Below are 25,975 nucleotides of genomic sequence, written 5' to 3'. Positions count from 1 at the left end.
AAACATCTTTGAGTGACATTAGAGGGCATCCTTGATTTCGGAGGGCACCATGCTGTGCTTGGGCAGCACCAATCCCAGCGGCAGGGACGCCGCGAACGCGGTGTCCTGCGCCCCGTAGGCGCGGCGCAGGAGCACCCTGGCGGTGCCGGAAGTCTGCTCGATGGCGGCAACAGCATCAGGCAACCGGTCCTTGTCGGTCACTGTGGCGGTAACGACCATGCCGAAGTTCACCAGGCCGGCACCGCGGGCCTCTTCCTGGGCGGTCTGCACGGCGGAGCGGGCATCGACCAGGGCGCGTGCGGTGGGCCGGGTTCCGGAGGTGATTCGGACGTTGGCGTTGTTCTGGTCCCGCTCGACCACAGCGGCGGCCTTCGCGGAGTCCATCGGACGGTAGAGCAGGGAGACGCGTTTGCGGTCAATGTCGCCGTGCGGGGCCAGCAGCCGGGACAGGACCGAGGAGTTCACGGACCCGCGGGGGGCTCCGGTCATGGTCCAGGAGACAGAAAACGCGGAATCGTGGCGGTAGGCGTCCCAATTCGCCTGGGTGGCGGTGGGGCCGACCTCACCCCACGTCAGGGCAACAGGGGAACCGGCGGCGTGGGCTTCATCAATGATCAGCGCAGCGGGCGGGTCATAGGCAACGCGGACGACTTCGCAGAGTTCCTGCGCCGACATCGGGCGGGCGATACCGGCACCGGTGGACTGCAGCCGGGCTGACAGTCCGGGGATCCGGGAGGCGAGGTCCCGGGCAACATCTTCGGGCTTGCGCTTCTTCGACCCGGACCGCAGGGAGGCGTTGAAGGTCAGGGAAACCCAGGCGCGGACCGTGGCTGATCCCGCGGGGTAGGTGTCCACGACCTCGCGCAGGATTGCTTGGGCGAATTCCGGTGCGTTGGGGTCGATGTTCATTTCGACTTCGTTCCGGAGCCGGTACCCGGAGTCGGGGGCGGTCTCCACGGTGACGGCCGCGGCGTCCAGTCCTGCTTCGTCGGCAAGGCCGGCGAGCCAGCCGCCCCAGTTGGCGACCCATGCGTCGACCTGCTCAGGGTCAACCAGGGAGGCCCCGTCGGGTTCGGTGGAGAAGATGACGGTGAAGTGGCTGGTGGCCGGGACATGCAGCATGGCGAACGGGCGCTTGTAGGAGTCGGCGAACTCGTACAGGGTGGACTTCGCGGCCAGTCCGGGGAGCTGGTACATGCCCCACTCCGTCACCCCCAGGGGGCCGGAGCGGTAGAGGTTTGTTCCGGAGGACCGGGAGAGCCGGAAGGCCATCCGGGTGCCGAAGCGGTCTACGGCGGACTGGCCGTGCTTGTCCTTGACCGTGAGCAACAGGGCGCTTGCCCCTGCAAGGGCGAGCACAGCGAGGCCTGGGAACAGGCCCCAGATAGCGAAGGTGGTGATGCCCAGCAACAGCCCTGCCATGACAATTCCGGTGCCGATGGCGCCGAGGTTGCCCAGGCCGGCGGAGCGCGGTACGCGCCAGTTGCCGTAGGACGGTTCCTTGTATTCGGTGTTAATTGCTGCCACTGGGGCCCTCCCCCGTTGAATCCTGTGCGGTCTTTTCGATTGCCTGTGACGTCTTGGTAGCTACCTGTGCCCCGGCGGCCAGGGCCATGCCTGCCGAACCAGCTGCTGCTGCCCCACCGCCTGCCGCTGCTCCTGCTGTGCCAGCTTTGCCCGCCGTTGCAGCGCCAGTGGCTCCTCCCGGACCCGTAACACCCTGGGCGGGCTGACCTCCCCCGCCCCGGGGACCAGGTGCTCCGTCACTGCCCTTCGGCGAAGAGCCGGCGTGAGTGCCCTCCGCGTTGGTCGTCCCCGTTGCAGGGATGGGTGCCGCATTTCCTCGTCCGCTGCCGCCACGACCCAGTGACACGGCACCGGTAGCGATGGCACCAATGGCAGCCCCTGTTGCAGCGCTGCTGCCCGAGGCAACGGCACTAACCATCGGCGTCACAAAGCGCATCAACGCCGGCAACGCGAACAAGGCAACAATCATCAACGTGAAGCCCGTGATCGAGCCGACCAAGGCGTCCTGCCCACTGCTGTTACTCATCAGAAGGAACGCGACGGAGTAAACAATCGCTGCCGCTGGCTTGTAGAGGATGAAGGCGATGGTCCAGCCAACTGCTTTCTGGAACCACTGCCGGCCCATTTCAGTGTTCGTGAACGCTGCAGTGGTGGGCAGGATCCCAGCCAAGATCACCAACATGCCGCTACGGATTACCATCAGGACTATCTGGACCAGCGAAGCTATCAGCCCGATCAAGCCGAGGACGATGAGGATGAACACTCCGACCCCGGTCTGGTTGGTCATAACGAGGATGCTCATTGACTCCGCGAATCCCTTGCCGTCCGTGGAACGGTCAACGATGTTGACAGTAAACTCGTCGGCCGCCGCCACCAGAATCGAGATGACGCCCAAGCTAATGCCGGACACAAGGGTAAGCGTGAGCAGCGAACGGAGAAGGTCCTTGAGCGGCGCCCCACGCTGCTCCCAAATCATCCGAATGCCGCCGAGGATCACGGCGAGAACCGCCAGCGCCAGCGTCCACGGCATCAACTCGCTATTGACCGCAGAAACAACTGGGCTTGGAGTCGTCCCGTCCTCACTGGCCAGGTTCACAGTGGGCATCCCAACCCAGAAGGTAGACAGAGCCGTCACCATCTGGCTCATACCCTCCATGATGGCCTTAGCCAGATTGTCGATGGTGTCGTCCGCGATCCCCGCCACCACCTCTCCGGCACCTTCCTTGGCTTTGCAGGCCAAGTCCCAGAATTCACATGCCACGTCAGACCCCAGCCCACGGGATAAATGAACTCAGGTCACTGATCTGTCGGACCGTTCCTCCGCCTGCAGCCGGCATGTCCAGTTTCCAATCTCCGGCCTCCCAGAGCAGTGATGTGGAGAGAGCCCCGTATCCGCCGTCGGCGGTCTTGAACGCCAGCTCCACGACGGCTGCTGATGGCGAGTACGAGTGGATGATGAAACCAGCAATTTGGAGCTTCGGGGAGTCCCCACCCCCGACTGCTTTGCCTTCATTGATGGCCTTTACCGCTTTGTCCCGAGTTGGGCTGTCAGCGGCAAGTTCCAGATAAACCTCCTTTGCGTAGCCATTGAATGAAGCCGCCCAAATGTTTGCCGTTGCGTAGAGAGCGCCTGTAGGCGACTGTGCGAAGCACGAGCGCAGCCCGTCCTTGCCCGCAGTGCCGGGTCCCGCAGTTGAAGGGTCGGTCGGGACGGCCATGGTTCCGACTAGCTCCCACTTGGACTGAGGCGCGGTGCCCAGTGCAGTTTCGCTGCTACTGGGAAGCCCGCAGACGCTCTTGTCAGTCCCAGCTGAAGCACTGGGGCTGACATTGGCTGAGTCGCTGGTTTCCGCCGGGGCAGGGGCCGGCTGCGCGTTGCCCTGTCCTTTGGGAAGAAGGAAGATCACGATGGTTGCTGCGATCAGCGCAACCACCAGCGCGGCCGCAATGACGAACCCGGGTTTGGTGAACGGATTGCTTTCGGTGGTGCTCTCTGTTGACTGGCTCATGGTGAACCTCCCGTGTTGGTGTTGGCTTAGACGAAGGCGCGGACGATGCCGGCGGCACCGGTGATGATGATGCAGCCCAGGAGGACCCAGCCGAGCTTGCCGATGGCTTGTGCGCCTTCGCCGCGCTGGAGCTGGATGACCATGCCGATGCCGACGATGATGACGCCGAGAACGCCGAGGACCAGGCCGATGCCGGAGGCCCAGTTCAGGACCAGGAGCAACCCGTCTGCCTCTGCCGGGATGGTCGGAGTGGGGTTGGGGATGACACCAGTTGCAAGTGCGGAGAAGTAGTTCATGGTGAGACCTTTCGGTTGGTGGTGGTTGATGTGGTGTCGGTGGCCAGAGCGGCCAGATCGGTGATGAAGCGTTGGTATTCGCGGGACGGCGGAGTTGTGGTTTCCCCGTGCCGCCAACCCTCTACCCACGGCAGGGTCCAGAGCCGGGGCGCTCCCCCGCCAACGATGGCGGTGAAGTCCCGGAGTGCTTTGGGGGTCTTCCCCGGCGCGTCAGCAAGAACGGCGAGGCCGAGCAGCTCAGCTTTCGGCGTTGCTCCTGACACCCATTGGGTCAGCGCACTCTGGGCGGCTGTCAGGCCGCGCATGTCTGCGCGGCAGACCAGCAAGACCCGTGGCTTGCTTTCTTCCTGGAGGACTGGCCAGCAGTGCCCTGTGGCTCGTCCATGAAGGAGGTCCGCGATTCTGCTTTCGCCCGCTCCCCCGTGAGCGCCGATGACCCACAACGCGGCGGAACCGGCCATGGTGCGGCTGGCCAGCCGGTCCGCTGCGTCGGGTTCGACCATGCCGTTCAGTGGAGCACTGATGACTGCCGCTGGGGGCAGGTACGTGTCCAGTGCTTCCTCCTCCGGCGTTTCGGTGCCGGGGCTGGTAATCCAGGGGTTCAGGGACTGTTGCATGGTTCCTCCTTTCGGAAGCAAGTTCATAGGTGGTTTAGAAGCCTTTGGCGACGGCGGCCGCGGCCGCCAGCCATGCCCGCTGTGTGGCGGGCTGGAGGGCTTCATAGCGGATGGGACCGTTGACCAGGGCCGGGTCGTAGGGAATCCTCACGACGGCCCGGACGAACGGTTCGAAGCCGTCAGCGATGCGCTGGGCCTCATCCTTGGCCCGCTTCAAGGCATCCCCGGACATGGTGCGCTTGGCGTCGGTGGATTCGGAGACGATCACAACAGCGTTGCGGGCCAGCTCGGCGTCGTGGCCGCCCCGGGATTCGAGGGTCTGCAGCGTCAGCCGGGCCGCTTCTGCGCGGTCCTCAATGGCCGTCACCGGGACAACGAGCTGGTTGGTGTGGTGAATCATCCGTCGCCAGTTCGCTGCCCGGGCGGTGTTGCCCGAGTCCATGACCACCAGCCGGTAGTACCGGGTGAGGACCTGGTGGGCGATGTCCACTTCCTCGGCGGTGACTTCGTGGTCGCCTTCCTCGTTCTCGTCGGAGCGCAGGACATCGAACTTGTCTGCGGTCTGGTGGTGGACAAACTTGGCGATCTCGGCGGCGTTCGTGGACGGGGACAGCAGCTCGGTTGAGGAGTCGATCAGGTCCAGGACGCTCCGGTCATGGGCGCCCTTTTCCGTTCGCCAGCCCAGGGTGCCTTGGGACTCGTTGTTGTCCCAGGCGACGGTCGCGGCACCGCTGTAGCGGGCGAGGATGGCCGAGAGCATGACTACCGTGGGGGTCTTGTTTGCCCCGCCCTTACGGTTGACCACGGCAATGGTCCGGGGACCGGGCCAGTGCTGGCTGACCGTGCGGATATCTTCCCGCTCGGACAGTTCTTCGGCGGACGGGTCCATCCGGAGGCCAAGGCGCGTGAGCGCTCCCCGCCAGCCCTGCGTGGCTGGCTCCAAGACCGGGGCGCTGACCAGGAAGGAGGTTTCCTTCAAGCTGCGCCGGGTCACTGGTGCTTCCTCCACAGCACCTGCCGGCGCTGGCGTCGCCTCTGACGCCACGGGGTTGGGGGGCCACGGCTGGCGGTCCACCGCGGCGACGGCGGCAGCCGTGGGCTCTGCCGGAGCATCCACAGACTCAGGCGCAGGAGCCGGGGTTTCAACGACTTTCGGAGCTGGCGTCTCCGACGTGGGTTCAGGTGCTTCGGCACGGCGGCGGGCGGGGCGTGCCTCGTAGGAGACGGACTCGATCGTGTTGTCCGGGTGCACGATGAGTTCACCGTGTCCTTCGGGATCCTCGATCTGGACCCTGACGGGACGGTTCAACGTCTGGGCCTCGCCCACAACGAGGGCAAGGGCGTTGTTGCGAAAATCCTGCAGGGATTCCCCGGCAGGGACGATACGCGAGTTACCGGCGACAACGACCTCGGCGGTCCCGTTGTCACGGACGATGGCCCTGATGTTGGGAAAGGCCAGGACCTCGGTTGATGTGGTGCTCATGGGCTTCTTCCTTTACGTGTGAGTTGGGCAGTTCCGGCGCTTAGGAGGACGAGGGTGGTGTGAAGCGGTTGACCTTCCACGGGGCTTCGTGGCCCGTGCGGAGCAGCTGCAGCGTGTAGGTTCCGGCGTCGGTGGGCACGGATGCCATGACGCCGTAGCCGTTGGTTTCATCGACGCTCAGCGTGGCCGGGCCGGTGACGCGGCTGGCAGGAATGTTGGCCGGGTCCACGGCCGAGTAGTCGGCGGTGGCCTGCGGGGTCAGCCAGCGGGCAAGATCGTTGGCCCACTGCTTTTCCTCCACGCCAGGGCGGGCAAAGCCGGCCATGGCCTGCTCCGCAACGTTGATGGCGGCGTCCTTGCTGGCCTCATCCCAGGTGATGCCGATCGTGGCCGGCACCGTGCCCCCTGGAGCCTGCGGGCCGCTGCTGACGCTCAACGAAATGGGCGCAGAGGGCGTGACTGCCGTGGTTTCAACCGGTGCAGGCGTCGTGTTCGCTGCCGGTGCGCACGCGGCGCAAAGCAAGGCCACGGCGATCAGGGCAAGGGGCTTTTTCATTACTTCTCCTCTTGGGTGGGCAGGTACAGGAACGCTGACGGGACATCGCTGCTGACAGTGCGGGTGTAGTAGTTGTGGTCATCCGGAGGCGGGTTGCCGTTGTACCCCTCTTCGACGTAGGTCCCGTCGTCCTTGACTTCCTTCACTACGGCGACGTGACCGAAAGTCGGGTCAGCGCCCCCGGCGCCGGGCGCGTACCAGACGACCGCCCCAACACGGGGGACGGAACCGGTGGGCCAGCCCTTGGCGTCCCAGCCGGCCTTCCACGTCAGAGCCGAACCAAGGCCCTGGCCGTCGGGGCGGAAGTTGCTGTTGAGGAACTTGAACGGCTCGCCCGTGGAGCCCATCTGCTGGTTCACCCGCCAGAGAGCGAAGTCCACGCATTCGCGGTAAAACATGCCCAGCGGCGACGCGGCGGCAGCTCCGGCCCCGACCTGCATCCAGGTAGGAGAGTCCTTCCACGGGTAGTCATCCCCGGCACGGGACTTTCCCGGAATGGCGCAGTCGCTGCCCTCCAGAGAGAACTTCCCGTCCGAGAGCGCCTGGACGAGCTTGACGGCCTCGGGCCAGTACTTCTCGTAGTGGTACGGGTCGGCGTTGCGCTGAACCTTGTTGCCGGCCAGCGTCGGCTCCAGCAGCTCCCAGCCCTCGACCTTCTGCAGGGCCTTGATGAAGTTCGTGGAGCTGATGGTCGGGTCCATGCGGTCGGCGTAAGAGCCCCACGCGCCGTTGTCGCGCTGCTGGAACAACCCACGGGAATCAGGACCCGGGCCGTCACCGTGGTCCAGGACCCGCAGCCCCGATTCCCCCAGCGCCACCATGACGCTGATCATCTGGCCCTTCACCGAAAGGTCCAGAGTCTTACCGGCACCCATGATTGCAGCGGCGTTCTTCAGCTGCTCCTCGGTGTAGCCCTCAACCCTTGTGTCGGCGTCGATGACGACAGTGACCGCCCGGCCGCAGGTTGCTGCAGCAGGCTTCGCTGGTGCGAGCAGCAGGAGCATGGAGAAGATCAGCCCGAAGAAGAGTGCGGGGACGGCAATAAGGGCCACAAGGCCAAGCGATTTGCGTTGCATCACGAGAGGCCCTTTCTGCGGCCCCTGGTTGGCCTCCTGGCGGCAAACCGCAGCTTGGTCATCGTGTGCTTTCCCCCAATTGGAAACGGTCTTCGCCCTGCAGGCGAACAACTTCTACCCCGAGCATAGCGGTTAATTTAATTAGCCGCTACGGTGTTGTCATGCGAGCACATAGGCAGGTGCGGCAAGATTGCAGGTATGCCGAGGTACGCCCACCCAAAGACAACAGCTCATTTGGAGCCGGTCATTAACGCGTTCGGGAACCTGACGCGGGTGGCCATCATTGGGTTTCTCGCGAAGAACGGTCCTGCGACCCGTGGCGAGGTGGCGGCAGGCCTCAACATCGGCGTAGCCACGGCGAGGCACAACCTGCAACTGCTCACCGACGAAGGCATCACGCGCCAGGATCCGCCGGCGACGGAGGAACGGAACGGCATGCGGGTTCAGTATCTGCTTGAGCCTGAAGAAGTCCTGCAGCGCTACAGGAGGCTCGGCCAAGCGCTGGGTGTGATCCCCCAAAACGGCTGAAGATCGTGTGCGGGCCACTTCACCGCTGCCACTAACGGGGCGGTGAGAGTCAAGACGGCGCGAAGAGGGGCTTCCGGCGGCCTGCGGGTAGCGGCGCATGCACCTGATTCTACTGAAATTATTTCAGTAGTGAATTTCTTTCAGTTGGGCGTGGTGCCTTGATGGCGGGACCGGCTCGGAAGATTTCGCAACGCTTCGGTTACTGCACGGACGGCGTCGATGTTTACTTCCCCAAGGACACGTGCAGCAAAATGTTCCACCTCGGAGATGCGCAACGCTTCGATCAGCCGTAGTTCCGCTTCCACTCGTTCGGGGACGGGGCCGCTGCGCTGCAGCAGGTAATCGGGGTCCACGTCGAAGAAGTACGCGAGAGCTTTCAGCAGCTCCGGGTCCCACCGATTGTCCGGAGAACCGGCCAGGAGGCGATGCCACCGGGTCTTCGTCAGATTGAAGCCCTGTTCGGCCAGGCCGGCGCGGATCTCTTCGTAAGTGAAGCTGGCAGCACCTTTGGCGTGCACGATGTCGAGAAGGAGTTGCAGCTTGGATGCCAAGACCTCCCGGTCTGTCCTGCTGTCAACGGGGTCGGTGCCCTCAGTCATTTTTCCTGCTCTCGGAGCTGCATGTATTCCGTTCGTTGTACCGGTGTCTGCTGTTCCAAAACTGGGGACGCTGAACGATTTAGAGAAAATACTATGTCAGTTCAGAATCAGCACGCAGGCTGATCCGAATACGATGAGACCGGTCACGAAACCGGTTATGACCTGCGATAACGTGTGATCCTTCAAATACACCCGTGACCAGCACACCAAGGGCGCGGCGATCACAAACGGGATTGACCAGACTCCGAAGAGCATTGCCGAGGAAACCGTAGCGCCACCAAGTGTCATGGCGTGCCCGGACACTTTCCAAAAAGGGCTGACAATGATGAGCGCCAGGATTCCACCGAGAATGCCGGCAATCAGCGCCCACACTGTTACCGGGGTGTCGATCAATGTCAGTATCCCGCAGCCAACAAGAGCCGATGCCAGCGTCCACAGCATCACCGGGCGGCGCTGTTTTTTGTCCCCCACATGGTGATCCGTGAGTTTCCCTCGGCGGGCAAGAATGACCACCACCAGCAAGGGCGCCAAGCAGATCGTCACGGCAGCCACGAGCCCAGGCAATAGCGCGGTCACGCCTCCCCCGTCCCGCATTGCAGCGAGAACGAGCAGCAGCGAAAGAACCAGAGGCGGCTGGGCCACCTCTGTTGAAATGCGAGCGATGCGCTCAACCGACGAAGGGGTAACGACCGCGAATTGGGTGTCTGTAGCCACCTAGATTTCCGCCCTTTTCCTAAGCTCCAGCCCGAGGGGCTCGAATGTGTTGGTCAACCGCCGCTGAGCCAGGACAAGCGCCCTCTCAGCTGGAGGGGAGTATGTTGCTTGCTTGCCTGCGGCGCGAAGGTCACCGATGGCAATAACCAAGGTGTAGAGCCGCTCGGTCGGGCGAGGGCCGAGGACGTCCGCCGCAAATGCCAAGCGCTCCCCCTGCGCCTTTTCAGTCCGCCTTAAAACAGGGAATTTGCAGTGGAGTACGAGAATCCAGAAGCGATCTACGAGAGCCATCCGGCGCCAGAGCCGCACTATTGGCGGTATACCGAGCCCCAGTGACGTGAGCAGTATTCCGCTGTAGAAGAGGGGCGTGAACAGCAGGTATGTCACACCAACCAGGGAACCGTGGAAGCCGGTAAAGCGGAGGCTCATGTAAATGATTTCGTCAATACAGCCCAGAACCATCAGGCCCATTCCTACACCTACGACAGTGGCGCTGGCGCGTACGGTTCGGCTGTCCCGTGGGCCGATGCTCATGCCCAAGACGGACAGGCCCAGGCCTCCCAGGATCGCCATGTAGACGGTCGCGTAGATATAGACCGCGGGCTGCTGAATGGTTTCGGGTATGAAGGCATCCGTGGTCGGGACGAAAGATTGAAGCGTGAATGGGATAGCTATGGCCAGCAGAAGCGCCGCGAGAAACAGTGGCTTGTGCGTCAGCCGGCGACTGGGCTCCGACTCGGTGGACACCGCCCTGAAGACACCTTCCCGAACCAGCCACACTGCAGTGGTAACGAGGAGGTTCCTCACTAGGTGAAGCCAGTTGGTCCCCCCAATGAGAGCGTCAAGGGTGCTCTCGGAGACGATTTGGCCGGTGCAGAAGAGACCCACGACGCCGACGCCGGTGGCGCCCAGGAACGCCGTGGAGGCGTTGTGGCGCGCGACGAGGTACAACCGGGCTGCGAAAACTACGGTCAGCAGCCAGAACGCAGCTTGAATCACAATCCAAAAATCCGTTCCGCATCGGAAACACAGGCGTCCTGACCTGTCACCAGACGCTGGGCCAGCGCATACGCGAGGTTTTCTGCCGCCAGCTCGGCCTCTTCCAAGGGGATGGCGGCTGGCCGGCACATCCAACTGATGCCGCGGCGCTTACCGACTCCGGAAAAGAAGCCGGCGGACTGTAGTCCGTCGGCTGGTTCCCCCTTGTGTCCCAGTAGGATGTGGCCGAACTCATGCAGAATGACGTGGCGGCACCAAAAGGCGTGACCGCGGCGGTATTGAATGAAACCACGGTCCGGCAAGTCGACCCAGCGACCGGTGACACCATCTGCCAGGACGTCATCCGCTACTTCGTCGAACTCCAGCGGCTTGCCGTAGGCCCGCTCTACTGCGCTGATTAGGTGAGGGAGGGTGGGCGAAGACGGCAGCTGCAAGGACTCGACCGTCCGCAGAGACAACTCCGTAGGTTCTAACAATTGGTTCCCCATCAGTTCCCACCCCAGTGAACATACCACTGAAAAAATTTCAGTGATGTGTAGTATTGGTTTAGCGCCTGACTCGACTAGTCAGGCAAGGGCAAACCATACCAAGGTGCCCTTAACTCTGCTTGTCACGCGGCGCGCCTCTGTCATTTCCCCACGTCAGATAGGTGAACGATGCGACACGCCGCACCCGTCGGCCTTTGGACCTCGCCAGGGCCATCGGTCTCGGCACGTCTAGCTGACAATAAGGGCGACACGCCGCAGACCCTCCCACTTAAACGAATCTGATTCATGTTGGGTATGAAAAGTATCTTCGGTCCTGGGGAGGGAAAATGGCACAGCGAAGCAAGGGTGAACGCCACGTGATCACAGCACGGCTGCCTATCTCCGATGCAGAGAAACTGGCGGCCGTTGTGGACGCCACCAAGGAAAGTCGGAGCGATCTAATCGCAAGGCTTGTCCACGCTCATCTCAAGACCGTAGATCTTGACCGCCTTCGGCACCAACAGGAGGCTTTGCCCATAGCTAAGGCCAGTTAACGAAGAAGGCCCGCTTGCGCGGGCCTTCAAAAAGTATTTGTTCAGATCCTCATCTTGGCGGATCGGCGATCTGAACTTTTCCCAACACCTACGAGTAGGTGTCGTTTTTCGTACCCTCCGGAGAGGAGTAACTGCTGTCTATGGTACAGCCCTACCCATGCGCGTCAACAACGGCGCGGCCCGATCACGTTGCCCAGCCGTCGCCGGTTGAGGCATGGGCGCTAGCGCCCCTGATCGCGGGGCAGCCCACTTACAGGGCTGGCCGGTGGATCGGTCCCCGGTTCCAGTACCCTCGGCCGGTGGCTCCTGCCGCCATCACGAAGTCGCTGCCCGAGCGTCCTGCAGCGGTCATGATTCACGGCGCGGACGGCTCTGTAGCCACGCTTTGCATCGACCTCGATACCTCGAAGGCACTGAAGAGCGTCGTGGACTCAGACGCCGCACGCCTCAGGAAGCTTCTGGCCGAAGCCAAGGTCGGGTTCGTTGAAGACTTCTCCCCCAGCGGCGGCAGGCACATCTACATTCCGCTGCAACAACGCCTGACCGCCGCCCAAGCCCGCGAGCTCATCGAAGCCCTCGGTCTTCTCGCCCCAAGCCTGGACCCGAGCCCCCACCAGAACATCACCGACGGATGCATCCGCGTCCCGGGCTCAAGGCACAAGACTGGCGGCCACCAAACCCTCATCACTCCCCTGGCCAACGCCTACGCCATCCTCCGCGTCCGCAACTCGCCCCGCGCCTTAGCAGCACTTCGCGCCGCCCTCGCCCCGGAACTGGCCCGCAACAAGGCCATCCGGGAACGCCAGGCCAAAGCAGCAATGACCGCACGGACTACTGCTGCACAGTTGCCTCTCGTGGGCCGCAGCGAGTCCCCCCTGCGCCGGATTGCACGCACAGGGCTCTACGACACTGCCAAATACGCCAGCCCCTCTGAGGCACGCCTGGGCGTACTGAACCACTTCGCTGCCTGCGGCTGGTCACTGCAAGACGTAAAAAACGAACTCAACGGCCAGTTCCCCGGCCTGGCAGCCCTCTACGGCACGCAAGCCAACCGAGCGCGGCTTCTCTCCTTCGAGTGGGCCAAAGCCCAGGCCTACACCAACGCCGGCAACACCCAAAAACACAAGTCCCGAGAACCCGGGAAAAACAATGCCCTTATTAACAACACAAGCCTCACTAAACCCACAGGGGGGGCAACCAACCGCAGCTCCGCCTCAATCCACCAGCTCATAAACGACCTGGAAAACATTTTGTTCGCGGTACTGGACCACCGCCTCGCGGCCAGAGGCCGCGAGGGACTTAGTCTCCGGCTTCTGATCCGCGGTCTGCTGGGGTACATGCGGGCGAAAGAAACAGATCTCCTCGATGTTGGTTGCCGGAGCCTCGCCGTAGCCCTAGGGAAACACCACGTCACCATCGCCAGGCTGCTGCCCGTCCTTGCCCAAGCGTCAGACGGGATCATCACGAAAGTCGTGGACGCCCGCCACAAGGCAGCAGACGCCTATCTCATTCAGTTGCCAGAGCACTACCAACAACTAGCGAGGGAGCTGACCTGGCGTAAAGGGCGCATTCACGCTGTGCGCCCCGTCTTCCGTCACTTGGGAGATGTGGCAGCTCTCGTATACGAAGCCATTGAACGAGCACGGTACTCCCCCACTACCGCCGATATCGTCCGCGCCACGAGCATCAGCCGCAACGCCGTATCAACCGCGCTGGCCGACATGGAGGCCCTCGGTATGATCCGCCGCGACGGCGGCCAGTGGAAGAGCACGGCAGTGGACCTCACCAATCTGGCGGCGCGACTGGGCGTTTTGGAGGACTACCAGAGCCACATCAGCCGCAACCGGTTCGACCGCGCGCTATGGCACGCATATCTCGACCGGTTCCGGGCTGCTGCCCTCGACGAAGGTGCACTGTACGACCAGGAACGCGACGAATACTGGCTGCCCCCTGATGACGCAGCGATCTGGCGGGTTGCTTAAGACGCTATTGACGTTATTGACAGTAAAGCCATCAAAACATGCTTTACTGTCACAGACAGTAAAGCATGCAAAGCAGGCAATGATTGCAAAAACAGTAAAGACACGATTGCCCGTAAAGACAGACAGCAATGACAGTAAAGCCATCAAAACGTGCTTTACTGTCTGTGACAGTAAAGCACGCAAAGCAGGCAATGATTGCAAAAACAGTAAAGACACGATTGCCCGTAAAGACAGCAATGACAGTAAAGACATTAAGGTAGGGGTATGGCGAAAAATCAGACAATGGAGCGAGTTGGCCTGGACAGGGTCTGCGCTTTCGTAAACGGCAAGGGCGGGGTGCTGAAGACCACCCTGACCGCCAATTTGGGCGGCCTCCTTGCCGTCTCCGGCTGGCGGGTCCTGCTCGTCGACTTCGACCCCCAAGGCAACCTTGGTCTCGACCTCGGCTACCGCCACGTCGAAGGACGAGACGACGAGGGCATAGGCATGGCGCAGAGCCTCATGTTCGGCGCTCCACTCAAGCCCCTAAAAGATGTCAGGAAGAACCTCGACGTAGTGCCTGGGGGAGCGCACCTGGATCAGGCGGCCGCAGGACTTGTCTCCCTAGCCGGCAAGGACGCACGCAAGGCGAAGCTGGCCTTGGCCGCTGCACTGTCTCCCATTGCCGAAGAATACGACATCATCTTCATTGACTGCCCGCCCGGCAATGAACCACTGCAGCTGGCAGCGTTGGGCGCCGCCTCAAGGATCATCGTCCCCACCAAGACAGACGCCGGAGGACGAGAGGGCCTGCTGGGCGTTGCCAAGCGACTTGACTCCGTCATTGACGTCAACCCCGGCCTCGATCTACTGGGCGTCATCATCGCCGCCACGTCATCATCCGCCAAGTCGGTCCAGCGCATTGTCAGAGAGGCCATCATCGACGCTTTCGGCACGGACGAAGTGCTCTTCAAAAACATGGTCCGCCATGCTGAATCACCCGCCCAGGCAGTCCGGGAACGCGGACTCCTGGTGCATGAACTGGAAGAACAGGTGAACTCGGGACCGAGATGGTTCGAAGTCCTGCGGGGAACCGCGAAAGCTGGCCCGAGCCAGCCAAGGTCGGCGGGGAACGTGGCAGAAGACCTTCACCGAGTCGCTCAGGAACTTGTTGTCCGCCTCGAAGCTGCCGAACAAAGGAACGCCTCATGAGCCAAAACCGTGAACCCATCAGCGGCCCACCAGTACGCCGGCCAGCTGCCGGCGTCCAAAGTCTACTCAGGGCAAATCGAGAACCGGTCGCGGAAACGCCGGCTGCTGAAGCGGCGTCGGCCCCAGTCACCCAAACAAAACAAGTCACGTTTTATATGAGGGCTGCGGACCTGCAACGCGCCAAAGCGGCCTACCAAGCGACAAGTAGCCAGGAAATGGACGCCTCCTGGTCTGCGTTTATCACCCACGCCGTCATGAACGAAGTTCTCCGCAGAGAACGCGTTCACAACAACGGGGAGCCCTTTCCTGGTGGCACCCGGAACCTGACTCCAGGCAGGAAGCTCACTCCGTAGTTTGATTTGCTGTCATTACTGGCAATGACAGCGATGACAGCAATGACAGTAGTGCGCAGGCTTCAGACGCCGCATCACGCTTAACAACCGACTAGCGTGGCTTACTGAAATAATTTCAGTACTAGGCGGGGGCTATGGCACGGCACAAAAAACAAATTGACGGCCAGATGAGTTTTGAAGCTCTCTGGGCCGCACCGGAGGAGGACCGAAATGAACAAGTACGGCAGGCAGGCTCAGGAGGCCTGGAAGGCAGCCAGTCCGACGCGCTACAGCCAAATTCAGAACCCGGAAGAGTTCTTCACCAGTCTGGGGGAGCAGGCCCAGGAGCAAGTGGACGAACTGCTGCCCAAGCTCGCGGGACCCGACCCGAAGGACGAGACGTACTTCGAGAAGGTGGGCCGGCTGAACGCCGCGAAGAGCCAAGCCGAGGAGATCGTTCGCTACGACCTGCTCTCTCCACCGGAGACGGAGGACGAGGAGGACGAGAAGGTGAACCCGAGCATCCGGGAGTACCTGGACTCCATGGCGGAAATCGACAAGTTGCGCCAGCAGCTCTAACAGACAACGAGGCGGGCAGGTTCCGTCCATCTTCCCAGGAAGATCTGGCTCCGTCCGGGGCGCGCAGCCGCATCAGGGCGAACCTTGAGGCCCTCCAGGTGCTGCAGACGCTGCAGACCGAGGGCCGGCAGGCCACAGACGCCGAGAAAGCGGCGCTGGCCCGGTGGGGGAGCTGGGGAGCGCAGGGCGTCTTTCAGATTTTCGATGAGAACCGCGAGGAGTACATCGGGGACCGGGAGCATTTGCGCAGCCTCCTGTCCGAAGCCCAGTACGATGCTGCGCGGCGGACCACGATCAATGCCCACTACACCGACGCCGCCTACGTCCAGGCCATGTGGTCCGCCGTTCAGCAACTCGGGTTCAATGGCGGGACCGTCTTGGAGCCGGGGTCCGGCGTGGGAACCTTCATCGGCTTCGCCCCGGACACGGCCCAGATGACCGGTGTGGAGCTGGATCCGACCACAGCGGCCATCTCACAAGCCCTCTATCCCGAAGCCACTGTCCGCGCCGAGTCTTTCGCCGACACCAAACTGCCTGCCGGGCACTTCGACCTCACCATCGGCAACGTGCCCTTCGACAAAGCCGTGCTGCACGATCCCCGTCACAACGCCGGCGGGCACTCGATGCACAACCACTTCATCCTCAAGAGCCTCGAACTGACCCGCCCGGGCGGAATGGTGGCCGTCCTTACATCCAGCTTCACACTGGACGCGACGAACCCATCAGCACGCCGCGAGATGAACCAACTGGCTGACCTCGTGGGAGCCGTTCGGCTGCCCACCGGCTCACACCGCAAAGCAGCGGGCACCGACGCCATGACGGATCTGCTTATCTTCCGCCGCAGGGAACCCGGCCAGGAACCGGCCTCTACCCTCTGGGAAACCGTCACCGCCCGCCAAATCGACGGGACGATCACCCGCCTCAACTCTTACTTCGATGAGTACCCCGAACGGCTCCTTGGTCAGCTGCACGTCGGCAATGGCATGTACGGCGCCGAGACCCTGCAGCTGACTACCGACGACCTTTCGGCAGTGCCGGCCCGGCTGGAAGCGGCGCTTGCCGACCTCGTGGCTGAAGCCAAAACCTCGGGCATGGTCATGACCGAACGAACGGCCGAACAGGAAAGCCAGCGGGCCGCATACGTCCCGGCAGCAAGCCACGAGTGGGAGGGCCATCTCAGCGCTACCGACAACGGCTTCACGATCGTTGAAAACGGCTCCCACGCCGATCTCGCCGTGCCCAAGACCCAGGCCACCGAACTTCGCGCCCTCCTGGGGCTGCGTGACGCAGCGCGGCAGCTGCTTAGCGCAGAAGCCGCCAACCAGGACGACACTGCGGAAATCGATGCTTTGCGCGAGGACCTGAAGACGGCCTACGGCCGATACGTGGACACCTACGGGCCAATCAACCGCTATACCCTTCGGGACACCGGCCGTGTGGACGAAGAGACGCAGGAGCCCATCCAGGCCCGCATCACGCCTAGGGCAGTGTCTATTGTCTCTCGGGACCCGTTCGGGCCCTTGGTGATGGCACTGGAGAACTTTGATGAAGCCACCCAGACAGCCTCTCCGGCTGCCCTGCTCTCCAGCCGTCAGGTTCAGCTGCGCCGACCGGTCCTTGGCGTGGATACTGCTGTAGAAGCCCTTACCGTAACGCTCGACACTGTGGGCGAGGTTGACCTGGATTACGCGTCGTCCCTGCTGGGTCTCAGCCGTGAAGAGACACGGGCAGCGATGGGGGAGAGTATCTACCAGGTCCCCGGCGCCGGTGAGGTTTATCAGACCCGGGCGGAATACCTGTCAGGGAACGTCCGCGAAAAACTCGAAGTTGCCCAAGCGGCTGCACTCTCGGATAACAGGTTCGCCGTTAACGTCCGGGCCCTCTGCGAGGTCATGCCCCAGCCGCTGGGCATGGACGAGGTGGAGGCCCGTCTGGGCGCGGTCTGGATCGACGCCGGGACTCACCAGGAGTTTGTCCGTGAAATTCTCGGCGACCCTTACGCCACCGTCTCCAACGCCGCAGGCTCCATGTGGGACGTCAAAGCCAACCGCCACACACTCGCCGCGACCAGCACCTGGGGCACCCAGCGGATGCCCGCATCCGACATCCTCAAACAGGTCTTGGAACAGCGGCCGGTCCGGGTCACAGACGAAGGGGAGAATAACCGCCGTGTCCTTAACCCGACCGAAACGGCAGCCGCCCAGGAGAAGGCCCAGCTGCTGCAGGAGCGTTTCAGCGAATGGGTATGGGAGGAACCGGAACGTGCTACCCGCCTTATCGACGAATACAACAGCCGTTTCAACTCCATCGTGCTGCGCGACTACAGCACTGAGGGAGAACGGCTAACCCTGCCAGGCAAGGCCAAGGACTGGAACCCGCGGCCGCATCAATACGCAGCCGTGGCCCGCATGCTCTCCGAACCTGCTGTCGGCCTGTTCCACCAAGTCGGCGCCGGCAAGACCGGAGAAATGGTCATAGGCGTGATGGAGCTGCGCCGCCTGGGCATGGTCAACAAACCCGCCGTCGTGGTCCCAAACCACATGCTGGAACAGTTCGCCCGCGAATGGCTCCAGATATACCCCCAGGCCCGTATCCTTGCCGCATCATCAGCCGACCTCGCCGGAGACAAGCGCCGCCAATTCGTGGCCCGCGCAGCCGCCAACGAATGGGACGCCGTAGTGATGACCCGCACCGCCTTCCAGCGCGTAAGCCTCAGCCCTGAAGCCGAAGCCGCCTACATCAGCTCTGAAGTCGCTCAGATACGGGCCGAGCTTGAAGCTGTGAGGAACAGCGAACAGGACAACGGACGCGGCAATTCCAGCATCGTCAAACGGCTGGAAAAAGCGGTCCTTGCCCAGGAAGAAATCCTAAAAGCAAAACTCGATGCCCCCGCCGATCCAGGGATCAGCTTCGAAGAGACCGGCATCGACTACCTCGTCGTGGACGAGCTGCACGACTACAAGAACCTCCGGACCCCAAGCAACATCCCCGGTGCCGCCATCCAAGGCTCAACACGCGCATCCGACCTTCACATGAAGGTCGAGTTCCTGCGTCAGCGTGAAGGCCGACGGGTCATCACCGGGGCGACGGCAACGCCGATTGCCAACTCCGTCACGGAAATGTACGTAATGCAGCGCTACCTGCGTCCGGACCTGCTGAAGGCAGCCGGAATCCAGGACTTCAACACCTGGGCGGCCACCTTCGGCCAGGTTGTTGAGGAAATGGAACTCTCCGTGGCCGGAGGTGACCGGTTCAAACTCAAGAGCCGATTCGCCAAGTTCCAGAACGTGCCCGAGCTGCTGAAAATGTTCCACACCTTCGCAGACGTTAAGACCGCCGAAGACCTGAAGCTCCCCGTCCCGAAGATCGCCCCAAGGGAAGACGGGCTGCGCCAACCCAACATGCTGGCCGTGGAACCCAGCCCTGAGCTGCGCGACTACATCCAGGACATCGGCAAACGTGTGGACGCCATCCAGCAACGCCTCGTGGACTCCGAGGAAGACAACATGCTCAAAGTTTCCTCAGACGGCCGCAAAGCCGCCCTGGACATGAGGCTCGTGGACCCCACGCTGTTCCAGCATGGGCCAACTAAGATCAGCGCCACCGCTGACCTGCTGGCCAGCGTCTACGAAGAGCACAAGGACCGTATTTACATCGACTCGAAAACCCGTGAACCCGACCCAGTTCCCGGGGCCCTGCAACTGGTCTTTTGTGACTTCGGCACACCATCTGACCGGTGGAACGTCTACGGGGAACTCAAAGACCAGCTCCGCCGCCGGGGCGTACCCGAACACATGGTGCGGTTCGTCCACGAAGCCAAGAACGACACCGAAAAGGGGAGGCTCTTCGCGGCCGCGCGATCCGGCCAGATCGCGGTCCTGATTGGTTCGACCTCGAAAATGGGCGTCGGAACCAACATCCAAAAACGTGCCGTGCACCTGGTGGACATGGATGCCCCCTGGCGTCCCTCCGACGTCGAACAACGCCACGGGCGCATCGTGCGTCAGGGCAACCTTAATCCCGAGGTCCGCATCTCCCAGGTCGTGACCAAGGAATCTTTCGACTCCTTTATGTGGCAAGGGCTGGAACGGAAGTCCCGGTTCATTAACCAGATCATGCGCGGGCGACTCGACGTCCGGGAAATCGAAGATATCGGGGACAACACCTTGAACTTCGCCCAGGCCAAGGCCATCACAAGCGGCAACCCCCTGGTACTGGAAAAAGCCGTAGCGGACCAGGAATTGGCCCGCCTCAGCCGCCTCGATCGGGCGTACAACCGCAACATGGTCGCTGTAGCCCACACCAAGCGCGGCGAACAATCCGCGGCTGACGCAGCGACCGCCGACTTGCCCCTGATCCAAGCAGCGGCAGCGCGAGCCATTGACACCACCGCCGATGCTTTCAAGGCCACCATCGACGGGAAGGCCATCGACAATCGCGGAGACGCGGCCGAAGCGATCCGGGCCTGGGCAGGCAAACACGGCCACCGCCTCATGAACCTCTACGGATACGACGAACTCGGGACCATCGCCACCCTTGGTGGCCACGAACTCCGCGCCAAGCTCGTGCCGGCCCGAGACCTCGACCACGCCACCGTGGAAGTGCGCATCGAAGGAGTACCCAGGGCAACAACCCAAATCGCCCGCAGAAGCCTGCTGTCCGCTGACATCGGCACCATCCGGCAACTCGAAAACCGAGTCGCCTCTCTGCCACGGCTCGCCGATGACGTCGAAACACGGCGCCAGGAAGCACTCTCGCGGGTCGAACAGGCAGACAAAGCACTGGCGGAGCCGTTCAAGCACGCAGAAGCGCTCAAAGCCGCACAGGCCAACTCAGCCAGCATCGACCAACTCATGGCCGACGCAGCAAAACCTGAGCAACCAGCCCAGGAGGAACCAGCAACGGAGGTAGACCCACGACTGGAGAAGATGCAGCGACTGATGAACGCATCATTTCCCCAGCAGTCCACCCCTACGGCCGCTGCAGGCACCGCCACAGCCACCCAGCAGTGCTCAGCAGAACATCGCCGCCAGCAAGACTCCGACTACGGGCGCTAACACATCATCCCGAACCTAAATGCAGTCTGCGTGGCAATCTTGGGTTGTTCTTGAGGGGTCTTTTTGGTTGCATTCCGGTCGAAGCTCTGTATCATGAGGTCATGTATAGGAACCGAAGGGCGCCTCAGCAACACCGGAAATGACCACCCACAAGGTGGTGATGCCTCTCTTCACACCCTAAAACGACAAAACGAAAACGACTAATACTTTGTGCACCCCTTTTACCGGTAGGTGCGCACGCAAAGGACTGGTATCCATGGCATCCTCAACTATTAGCGTCGACCTGCACGCTGAGACCACGCGGATGGATATTCATGAAACCGTTCGGCAGCTGACAAGCCACCTCGGACCCACCTTGGTCGCCCTGCTAGCTAATGTGAGCGATCGGAAGCTTCCGCATAAGTGGTCAACTGCCGATGGCCCCGAACCCCGAGACGAGTCCAAACAGAGATTGATGCTGGCACACCGCATCTGGAGAGAGCTCAGCCAAAGGGAAAACGACTACACCGCCAGAAACTGGTTCATTGGGGCTAACCCGCGCTTGGGTGAAATATCTCCGGCGGAAGCTCTTCGGGAAGGTCGACTAGCCGAAGTTAAAGCAGCAGCTGATGCCTTCCTAGAGGGTACCGACGACTAGCTCTCGCCGCCAGGGATGGGCAACGCTAAGGATGAGGCGCTGCCCATCCCTGTCGTTGCCAGCGAGAAGTACCCAGACTTTCATGCTGGCCCCTACAATTACTGTCACGAGTGGGGACGGTTGAAAGTGGGGCAAGCAGTGACATTGCAGGTTAGCGCTGATGCTGCTGATACAAGAATTTGCGGTGTCACCGGGTTGTCGCTTGTTCGCGCCGCCGGGCGTTCCGGTAGACGTATCCAGAAGGTTTCCTACGGAGCCATGTCTCCGCTCCAGCGACCAGTAGGCGAGGACCCCAGTCACTGGGGTCGATATGACGTTGCTGGACACAGCACCATATATATTGCCTCGACGGCAGAGGGCGCTTACGCCGAATCGCTGGCCAACCAGAGGATATCGAATCGCCTAAAAACGATTCGGTTGAGCGACGTTTTTGATGATTCCGAATCCAGGGACTCCCCTGACACCGTATTGGCCGCCGTGAAAAAGGAATGGGACCAACTCTTTGGTGGGATGACGCCCGGGAAAGTCGTTCTGGGTTGGCGGGATGCGCGTCTTGAGTACCCCATGACTCTTCCAAAAGAGGGCTGGCTCGTCGATATTGAAGCATCTTCAAGCATTGCGGTTATCAACGCCAGCATGCGCTCCGAGCTAGGTGATCTTGGCATCGACTACCTGACCGTTGGGGACCTGCGAGGTGACCAAAGGGCAGTGACAACAGCGGTTGCTGGGTGGATTCATTCCCAGGTTCTAGAAGACGGAAGCCTGCCCCACGGCATTGTCTATGGATCGAAACACGGGACAGACTACGTGTGTTGGGCTATCTGGCTCCGGAAGGTAGACGACGGAAAAGACCCGCAGGCCGAGCCAACCAAGGCGGGGGCAGGTATTGAGATAAGACTTCCTCATCACAATCGCCCCCTCGCCAAGGTGGCGCAACATTTCGGTCTCAAGATCTACTGATTGGACACCGATGCGGTCGAGTATCGGGGGCGTGGCCAGGCGGAGAAGTGGACTTCGCCTTTGTGAACGTCTCAATCCACCCTTTGTGGCATTAGGAGCTCCTGTTAGCTCATACGCAGATAGCGGTAAACGGTGGCCCGACTGGCGCCAATGATCTTCCCTATGTCCGCAGGCGTTAGCCCTTGTGCTTTCAGGTCGCGTGCACGCTTTACCTTCGCATGCGCGGCGGTGACTTCCCGTCGCCCCGCCTTTCGCCCGTGTTCGGCGGCGGCAGCCATGCCAGCCCTTGTCCGCTCGACCAGCTGATCGCGTTCGAGCTGGGCAAACGCGGACATGACGGTGAGCATGGCGCGGCCCATCGATCCGGTTGTACTGATGCCTTCCGTGACGCTACGGAAGTGCACGCCCCGGCGCTCCAGATTGTCGATGAGGGCCAGCAGGTTGCGAGTATTGCGTCCGAGGCGGTCCAGCTTCCAGACCACCACCTCGTCACCGGCCCGCAGGTGTTCGAGCATCTTGTCAAGCTCTGGCCGGCTGGCCGTTGATCCGCTGACTCCATGGTCGGTGAAGATCGGGTCGCAGCCGGCGGCCCTCAAGGCCGAATGTTGCAGGTCCGCGTTCTGGTCGGCGGTGCTGACTCTGGCGTATCCAATACTCCCCAAGCCGACTCCTTGCTAGCTCATCAAACGCCTCATTTTCTTTTGTTGAGAATAGTCCGGGTGAGACACATTGTTGAGACGACTTACCGCTCTCTGATCCGCTAGAAGACAGGGCTTGGAAAAATTTTGACGAGGGACTCCTCCGAATCTTGATAAAGGATCGTTTGTTGAGATTGGCCCATCGCGTTTCGCGCTAAATGTCTCCCTGGTGCCGCAAATTGATTGGCTGCAGTCTGGCCAGTACCTAGGCGTGCTACTGACAGAATCTGCCGAGATATGGCAGGATCAAAGCCTTAGGGCACACCAACCTAGGGCCCGTAAAAAAATACTTATCGGTGGCCTTCCTAGGGGGCTGAGCAGCGTGGTAGGCCCGCGACCTGAATTGCTCAAGGTGACTACTGAAGGGGCCCTTCCGAAGTGAGATCGGAGCCCGAGGCCACCCTTCAGCAAACTTCTTGCTCCACGGCGGCACTAGGCAAACACCTACTCCCTGCTGCAATAGGAGCTCCTATGACCCCCGATCTTCTGTCCCTTTCCCTTAGCCTTTCCATCATTGGATGTTCGAGGCTATTACCGCCCTTCGTTCTCTGCCTGGCCGTGCTAGCCAGAACGGGGAAAACAAAGGGGTTTCGGGACGTGGCAGCGGTCTTCGGACCAGTCTCGGCCCGCCGCCATGGGACGGGAATCCAGCGCTAGCTGTAATTCCCACGGAGGTTGTGAACGCGGCTGATGGGGGTTTTGCCTCCGATGCCGGTATGGGTTCTGTGGTGATTGTAAGCGTGCAGCCAGTCGGGGTAGCAAGCGGCGCGTTCGGCCTCTGATATGTAGGGTCTGGCGTAGGCCCATTCGGTGGCAAGGGTCCGGTTGAAGCGTTCTACCTTGCCGTTGGTCTGTGGCCGGTAAGGGCGGGTCCGCCGGTGCTTGACCTGTGGGCCCAGGGCGGCTGCGAAGGCTTTGGAGCGGTAGCAGGCTCCGTTGTCGGTGAGGACGGCTTTGATGGTGATGCCGTGGGCCGCGAAGAACGCTGCGGAGCGGAGCCAGAAGGCGGCAGCGGTTTCCTTTTTCTCGTTGTCGAGGATCTCTGAATAGGCAAGTCGTGAGTGATCATCAACCGCATGGTGCAGGTAGGCGTACCCGACGCCGGCGTGGCGGTTGCGCTTACCTCTGGCCCGTCCAAGGGTGCGGTGCCCGCCGCCGGTCGGTATGCGGCCGAGCTTCTTGATGTCGACGTGGACCAGGTCCCCGGGTTTGTCGTGTTCATAGCGCTGCGGTGCGAGCTTTCGGACGGGCAGGCCGGTTCCCTGGTCCAGGCAGGCCAGCCGCGGCATCCGGTACCTGACCAGGACCTTGCCGACGGTTGAGCGGGCCAGGTGAAGGTGGGCCGCGATCCGATGGGGACCCCATCGCCGATTGAAACGCAGCGCCAGAATCCGCCGCTCCGTGCGTGCGGGAGTCCGGCGGGGACTGCGCCGTGGTCGGGACGATACGTCAACCATTCCGTCCTCACCCAGGGCCCGGTACCGGTCCACCCATTTCTTGGCCGTCGCTGGCGAGCACTGGAACCGGTCGGCTGCCCGGCGGAGCGTCCATCCCTGCTCGATGACCAAACAGGCCAGCCTTCCCCTGGCTTTGGGTGTGAGGTCGGCGTTGGCATGGGTAACGTAGGACACGAGGGCCTCCTGGGCATCGAGATGAGTGTGGTAACCCAAATCGATACCGGAGGCCCTCGCCCTTTACATCACGCCACGCTGTTCACAACGTCCGTGGGAATTACAGCTAGCGATCCATTCTCTGACGTGTCTCGGAACTAATCCATCGTGCTCCAATTAGCGCGGAGTATGCGCCTCTGGCGTCATTTGACCGGACCCTGCAGAAACCATCCACACGCGTACTCGCTACGGCCGCCAGACGACGAAGTCGCGGCCGTCGCAGTCGTTGCAGTCGCATCTGGGCCAGCCTAACTTCTCGTCCCAGAAAAGCGCCGACGACGCAGTGGGACCGGCATAGATCTCCCAGTTGCGGTGGTCGTCTACGAGCTCCTCAACGACCATCCGGCCGACGTGAGCTCCGCTGCGCTGCAGGTCTGCACGGACCTCGATCGTGTCGAGCAAGAGGGCTCGGGGTGCCCGTCTATGAGTGTGACTCGAGTACGTGGGGGTGAGCAGCATGCGCGCCACCTCGTCGTCTCCGTCGAGCAAGTACGACCGCCACTGGTGATCGGTACGTCCCCCCGAACGCTCTAACCACATGGAGGGAGTGAAGCCGATACCATCGTCGTAGTTGGGCTGCCACCGTCCGTTGACGAGTGTCGTTTCCACCGGCACCCACCTAAGCTTGCTCATGCGTCGAGTCTCGCACACCGATTGTTTCCACTGGTCCGAGACCTACAAATGGACTCGGTCGCAACATGGCCGGGTTCAGAAATGGTCCTGATTAACATCCCACCTCAGCCCGAGGAACTGGCTGTCCTCCACCTGAGTTCCTCTCAGCGCCCGCCAGAGTGATTGTGTGCTGACTAGACCCCGCGGCCCAGGTCGGCTCGGCGGCCGGCCCCGCTCGATGACGCCAGGGAAAACTGGAGACGGCCCGGCAGTTGCGCAGCGAAGGAAAGACTTTGAAGGAAACGGCTGAGAAACTTAGTGTCAGCGTTTCATCCTTGACGCGCGCTCTGGCCCGTCGGGATAGCTAGGCACTGGTGCCTCCGCCAAGAGGTCTACGCTTACTGCGTGCGAAAAGACATGGGGAAGAGATTACGGGATGGAATCACTGCGCGGCTTGAGTACGACTTCGCCTGCGAACGCGGACATTCGTTCGGGGAGTATCACCTCCATGGGGTAATCAACGAGATCATCTCCGCGATTATCGACCCTGGACTCTTCAAGTTGCACGGAGGACACCCTCACCCTGCGATCAATTACTCGAATACTCCCGACAGACCAAAGCGAATGGGACGGCCTCGCGAGGTCGATTTCTATGTGGAACATCGCGACACTGACAAGGCCAGAACTTGCATCGAAGCAAAATGGGCAGGATCGAGCCATTGCACATGGGACAGAGTTCTTCTAGACCTCTATCGACTCACGTTGGTGAAGGAGCATTCTCCTGAAGCAGAATGCCTGTTCGTGTTGGCTGGTTTCACTAGAGATGTGGACG

At 61.8% G+C, this 25,975-nt stretch carries 24 protein-coding genes; 9 read left to right on the top strand and 15 right to left on the bottom strand.

Annotated elements, in window-relative coordinates; genetic code table 11:
* Nucleotides 1-18: 18 nt before the first annotated feature.
* Genes ACFVTD_RS18075 through ACFVTD_RS18040 form a run of 8 tightly spaced genes read right to left on the bottom strand, consistent with a single transcriptional unit; the run spans nucleotide 19 to nucleotide 7,564 of the window.
* Nucleotides 19-1,527: an SCO6880 family protein gene (locus ACFVTD_RS18075; protein WP_387565535.1), complete on the bottom strand. Its 1,509-nt coding sequence runs from the start codon at nucleotides 1,525-1,527 to the stop codon at nucleotides 19-21.
* Nucleotides 1,514-2,788 carry a hypothetical protein gene (locus tag ACFVTD_RS18070; protein ID WP_387565532.1) on the bottom strand — a complete coding sequence of 425 codons (1,275 nt, stop codon included), beginning with the start codon at nucleotides 2,786-2,788 and terminating at the stop codon, nucleotides 1,514-1,516. The genes ACFVTD_RS18075 and ACFVTD_RS18070 overlap by 14 nt, the downstream gene beginning before the upstream one ends.
* 1 nt (nucleotide 2,789) lies before the next feature.
* Nucleotides 2,790-3,536 (bottom strand): hypothetical protein, encoded by a 747-nt coding sequence (locus ACFVTD_RS18065; RefSeq protein ID WP_387565529.1) that lies wholly within the window; start codon nucleotides 3,534-3,536, stop codon nucleotides 2,790-2,792.
* Nucleotides 3,537-3,562: 26 nt separating this feature from the next.
* On the bottom strand, nucleotides 3,563-3,832 hold the full coding sequence (locus ACFVTD_RS18060) for a hypothetical protein (protein WP_012623549.1): 270 nt from the start codon (nucleotides 3,830-3,832) through the stop codon (nucleotides 3,563-3,565).
* A complete protein-coding gene (locus ACFVTD_RS18055; RefSeq protein WP_387565525.1) occupies nucleotides 3,829-4,449 on the bottom strand; it encodes a DUF6668 family protein in 621 nt (206 codons plus the stop codon). Before ACFVTD_RS18055 ends, ACFVTD_RS18060 begins: the two co-directional genes overlap by 4 nt.
* Before the next feature lie 34 nt (nucleotides 4,450-4,483).
* Entirely contained in the window at nucleotides 4,484-5,932 is a 1,449-nt protein-coding gene (locus ACFVTD_RS18050; protein ID WP_387565522.1) for a chromosome partitioning protein ParA, read from the bottom strand.
* 40 nt (nucleotides 5,933-5,972) lie between these two features.
* Nucleotides 5,973-6,488: a hypothetical protein gene (locus tag ACFVTD_RS18045; RefSeq protein WP_387565519.1), complete on the bottom strand. Its 516-nt coding sequence runs from the start codon at nucleotides 6,486-6,488 to the stop codon at nucleotides 5,973-5,975.
* Entirely contained in the window at nucleotides 6,488-7,564 is a 1,077-nt protein-coding gene (locus tag ACFVTD_RS18040; RefSeq protein ID WP_387565516.1) for a CHAP domain-containing protein, read from the bottom strand. The genes ACFVTD_RS18045 and ACFVTD_RS18040 overlap by 1 nt, the downstream gene beginning before the upstream one ends.
* Before the next feature lie 273 nt (nucleotides 7,565-7,837).
* On the opposite strand from ACFVTD_RS18040, the gene ACFVTD_RS18035 reads away from it, so the two are divergent.
* On the top strand, nucleotides 7,838-8,092 hold the full coding sequence (locus ACFVTD_RS18035) for a winged helix-turn-helix domain-containing protein (protein ID WP_387565513.1): 255 nt from the start codon (nucleotides 7,838-7,840) through the stop codon (nucleotides 8,090-8,092).
* Between the two features lie 140 nt (nucleotides 8,093-8,232).
* On the opposite strand, the gene ACFVTD_RS18030 is transcribed toward ACFVTD_RS18035, so the two are convergent.
* From ACFVTD_RS18030 to ACFVTD_RS18015, 4 genes are all read right to left on the bottom strand, one after another.
* A complete protein-coding gene (locus tag ACFVTD_RS18030; RefSeq protein ID WP_387565510.1) occupies nucleotides 8,233-8,691 on the bottom strand; it encodes a hypothetical protein in 459 nt (152 codons plus the stop codon).
* Between the two features lie 96 nt (nucleotides 8,692-8,787).
* Nucleotides 8,788-9,405 (bottom strand): phosphatase PAP2 family protein, encoded by a 618-nt coding sequence (locus ACFVTD_RS18025; RefSeq protein WP_387565507.1) that lies wholly within the window; start codon nucleotides 9,403-9,405, stop codon nucleotides 8,788-8,790.
* Nucleotides 9,406-10,404 carry a hypothetical protein gene (locus tag ACFVTD_RS18020; protein WP_387565504.1) on the bottom strand — a complete coding sequence of 333 codons (999 nt, stop codon included), beginning with the start codon at nucleotides 10,402-10,404 and terminating at the stop codon, nucleotides 9,406-9,408.
* Nucleotides 10,401-10,919, bottom strand: a complete 519-nt coding sequence (locus ACFVTD_RS18015; RefSeq protein ID WP_387565501.1) for a hypothetical protein — start codon at nucleotides 10,917-10,919, stop codon at nucleotides 10,401-10,403. The genes ACFVTD_RS18020 and ACFVTD_RS18015 overlap by 4 nt, the downstream gene beginning before the upstream one ends.
* An 805-nt stretch (nucleotides 10,920-11,724) precedes the next feature.
* Between ACFVTD_RS18015 and ACFVTD_RS18010 the strand changes: the two genes are divergently transcribed.
* From ACFVTD_RS18010 to ACFVTD_RS17975, 8 genes are all read left to right on the top strand, one after another.
* Nucleotides 11,725-13,407 carry a hypothetical protein gene (locus ACFVTD_RS18010; RefSeq protein WP_387565498.1) on the top strand — a complete coding sequence of 561 codons (1,683 nt, stop codon included), beginning with the start codon at nucleotides 11,725-11,727 and terminating at the stop codon, nucleotides 13,405-13,407.
* The gene (locus ACFVTD_RS18005; RefSeq protein ID WP_387565495.1) at nucleotides 13,379-13,729 is read left to right on the top strand and encodes a hypothetical protein; all 351 of its coding nucleotides are present in this window, start codon (nucleotides 13,379-13,381) and stop codon (nucleotides 13,727-13,729) included. Before ACFVTD_RS18010 ends, ACFVTD_RS18005 begins: the two co-directional genes overlap by 29 nt.
* Nucleotides 13,690-14,598: a ParA family protein gene (locus ACFVTD_RS18000; protein WP_387565493.1), complete on the top strand. Its 909-nt coding sequence runs from the start codon at nucleotides 13,690-13,692 to the stop codon at nucleotides 14,596-14,598. The genes ACFVTD_RS18005 and ACFVTD_RS18000 overlap by 40 nt, the downstream gene beginning before the upstream one ends.
* Nucleotides 14,595-14,951: a hypothetical protein gene (locus tag ACFVTD_RS17995; RefSeq protein ID WP_387565490.1), complete on the top strand. Its 357-nt coding sequence runs from the start codon at nucleotides 14,595-14,597 to the stop codon at nucleotides 14,949-14,951. The genes ACFVTD_RS18000 and ACFVTD_RS17995 overlap by 4 nt, the downstream gene beginning before the upstream one ends.
* A gap of 210 nt (nucleotides 14,952-15,161) precedes the next feature.
* Complete coding sequence (locus ACFVTD_RS17990; protein ID WP_387565487.1) at nucleotides 15,162-15,509, top strand: TnpV protein; 348 nt, start codon at nucleotides 15,162-15,164, stop codon at nucleotides 15,507-15,509.
* A gap of 332 nt (nucleotides 15,510-15,841) precedes the next feature.
* A complete protein-coding gene (locus ACFVTD_RS17985; protein WP_387565864.1) occupies nucleotides 15,842-20,566 on the top strand; it encodes a helicase-related protein in 4,725 nt (1,574 codons plus the stop codon).
* A gap of 256 nt (nucleotides 20,567-20,822) precedes the next feature.
* Entirely contained in the window at nucleotides 20,823-21,203 is a 381-nt protein-coding gene (locus ACFVTD_RS17980) for a hypothetical protein (RefSeq protein ID WP_387565485.1), read from the top strand.
* 15 nt (nucleotides 21,204-21,218) lie between these two features.
* Nucleotides 21,219-22,163: a hypothetical protein gene (locus ACFVTD_RS17975; RefSeq protein WP_387565483.1), complete on the top strand. Its 945-nt coding sequence runs from the start codon at nucleotides 21,219-21,221 to the stop codon at nucleotides 22,161-22,163.
* A 104-nt stretch (nucleotides 22,164-22,267) separates the two neighbouring features.
* Here the strand turns inward: ACFVTD_RS17975 and ACFVTD_RS17970 are convergent, their stop codons facing one another.
* The 3 genes from ACFVTD_RS17970 to ACFVTD_RS17960 all read right to left on the bottom strand — a co-directional run bounded on the left by ACFVTD_RS17970 (nucleotide 22,268) and on the right by ACFVTD_RS17960 (nucleotide 25,164).
* Nucleotides 22,268-22,825, bottom strand: coding sequence for a recombinase family protein (locus ACFVTD_RS17970; RefSeq protein ID WP_387565481.1), 558 nt, complete (start codon nucleotides 22,823-22,825; stop codon nucleotides 22,268-22,270).
* A 689-nt stretch (nucleotides 22,826-23,514) separates the two neighbouring features.
* Nucleotides 23,515-24,492 carry an IS481 family transposase gene (locus ACFVTD_RS17965; protein WP_387565479.1) on the bottom strand — a complete coding sequence of 326 codons (978 nt, stop codon included), beginning with the start codon at nucleotides 24,490-24,492 and terminating at the stop codon, nucleotides 23,515-23,517.
* A gap of 225 nt (nucleotides 24,493-24,717) precedes the next feature.
* Nucleotides 24,718-25,164 carry a hypothetical protein gene (locus tag ACFVTD_RS17960; RefSeq protein ID WP_387565477.1) on the bottom strand — a complete coding sequence of 149 codons (447 nt, stop codon included), beginning with the start codon at nucleotides 25,162-25,164 and terminating at the stop codon, nucleotides 24,718-24,720.
* Between the last annotated feature and the right edge of the window lie 811 nt (nucleotides 25,165-25,975).

Source organism: Pseudarthrobacter sp. NPDC058119, assembly GCF_042884655.1.
Taxonomy (GTDB): Bacteria; Actinomycetota; Actinomycetes; order Actinomycetales; family Micrococcaceae; genus Arthrobacter.
The sequence above is the reverse complement of the archived record's forward strand: the minus strand, read 5'-3'. Positions and strand labels throughout refer to the sequence as shown.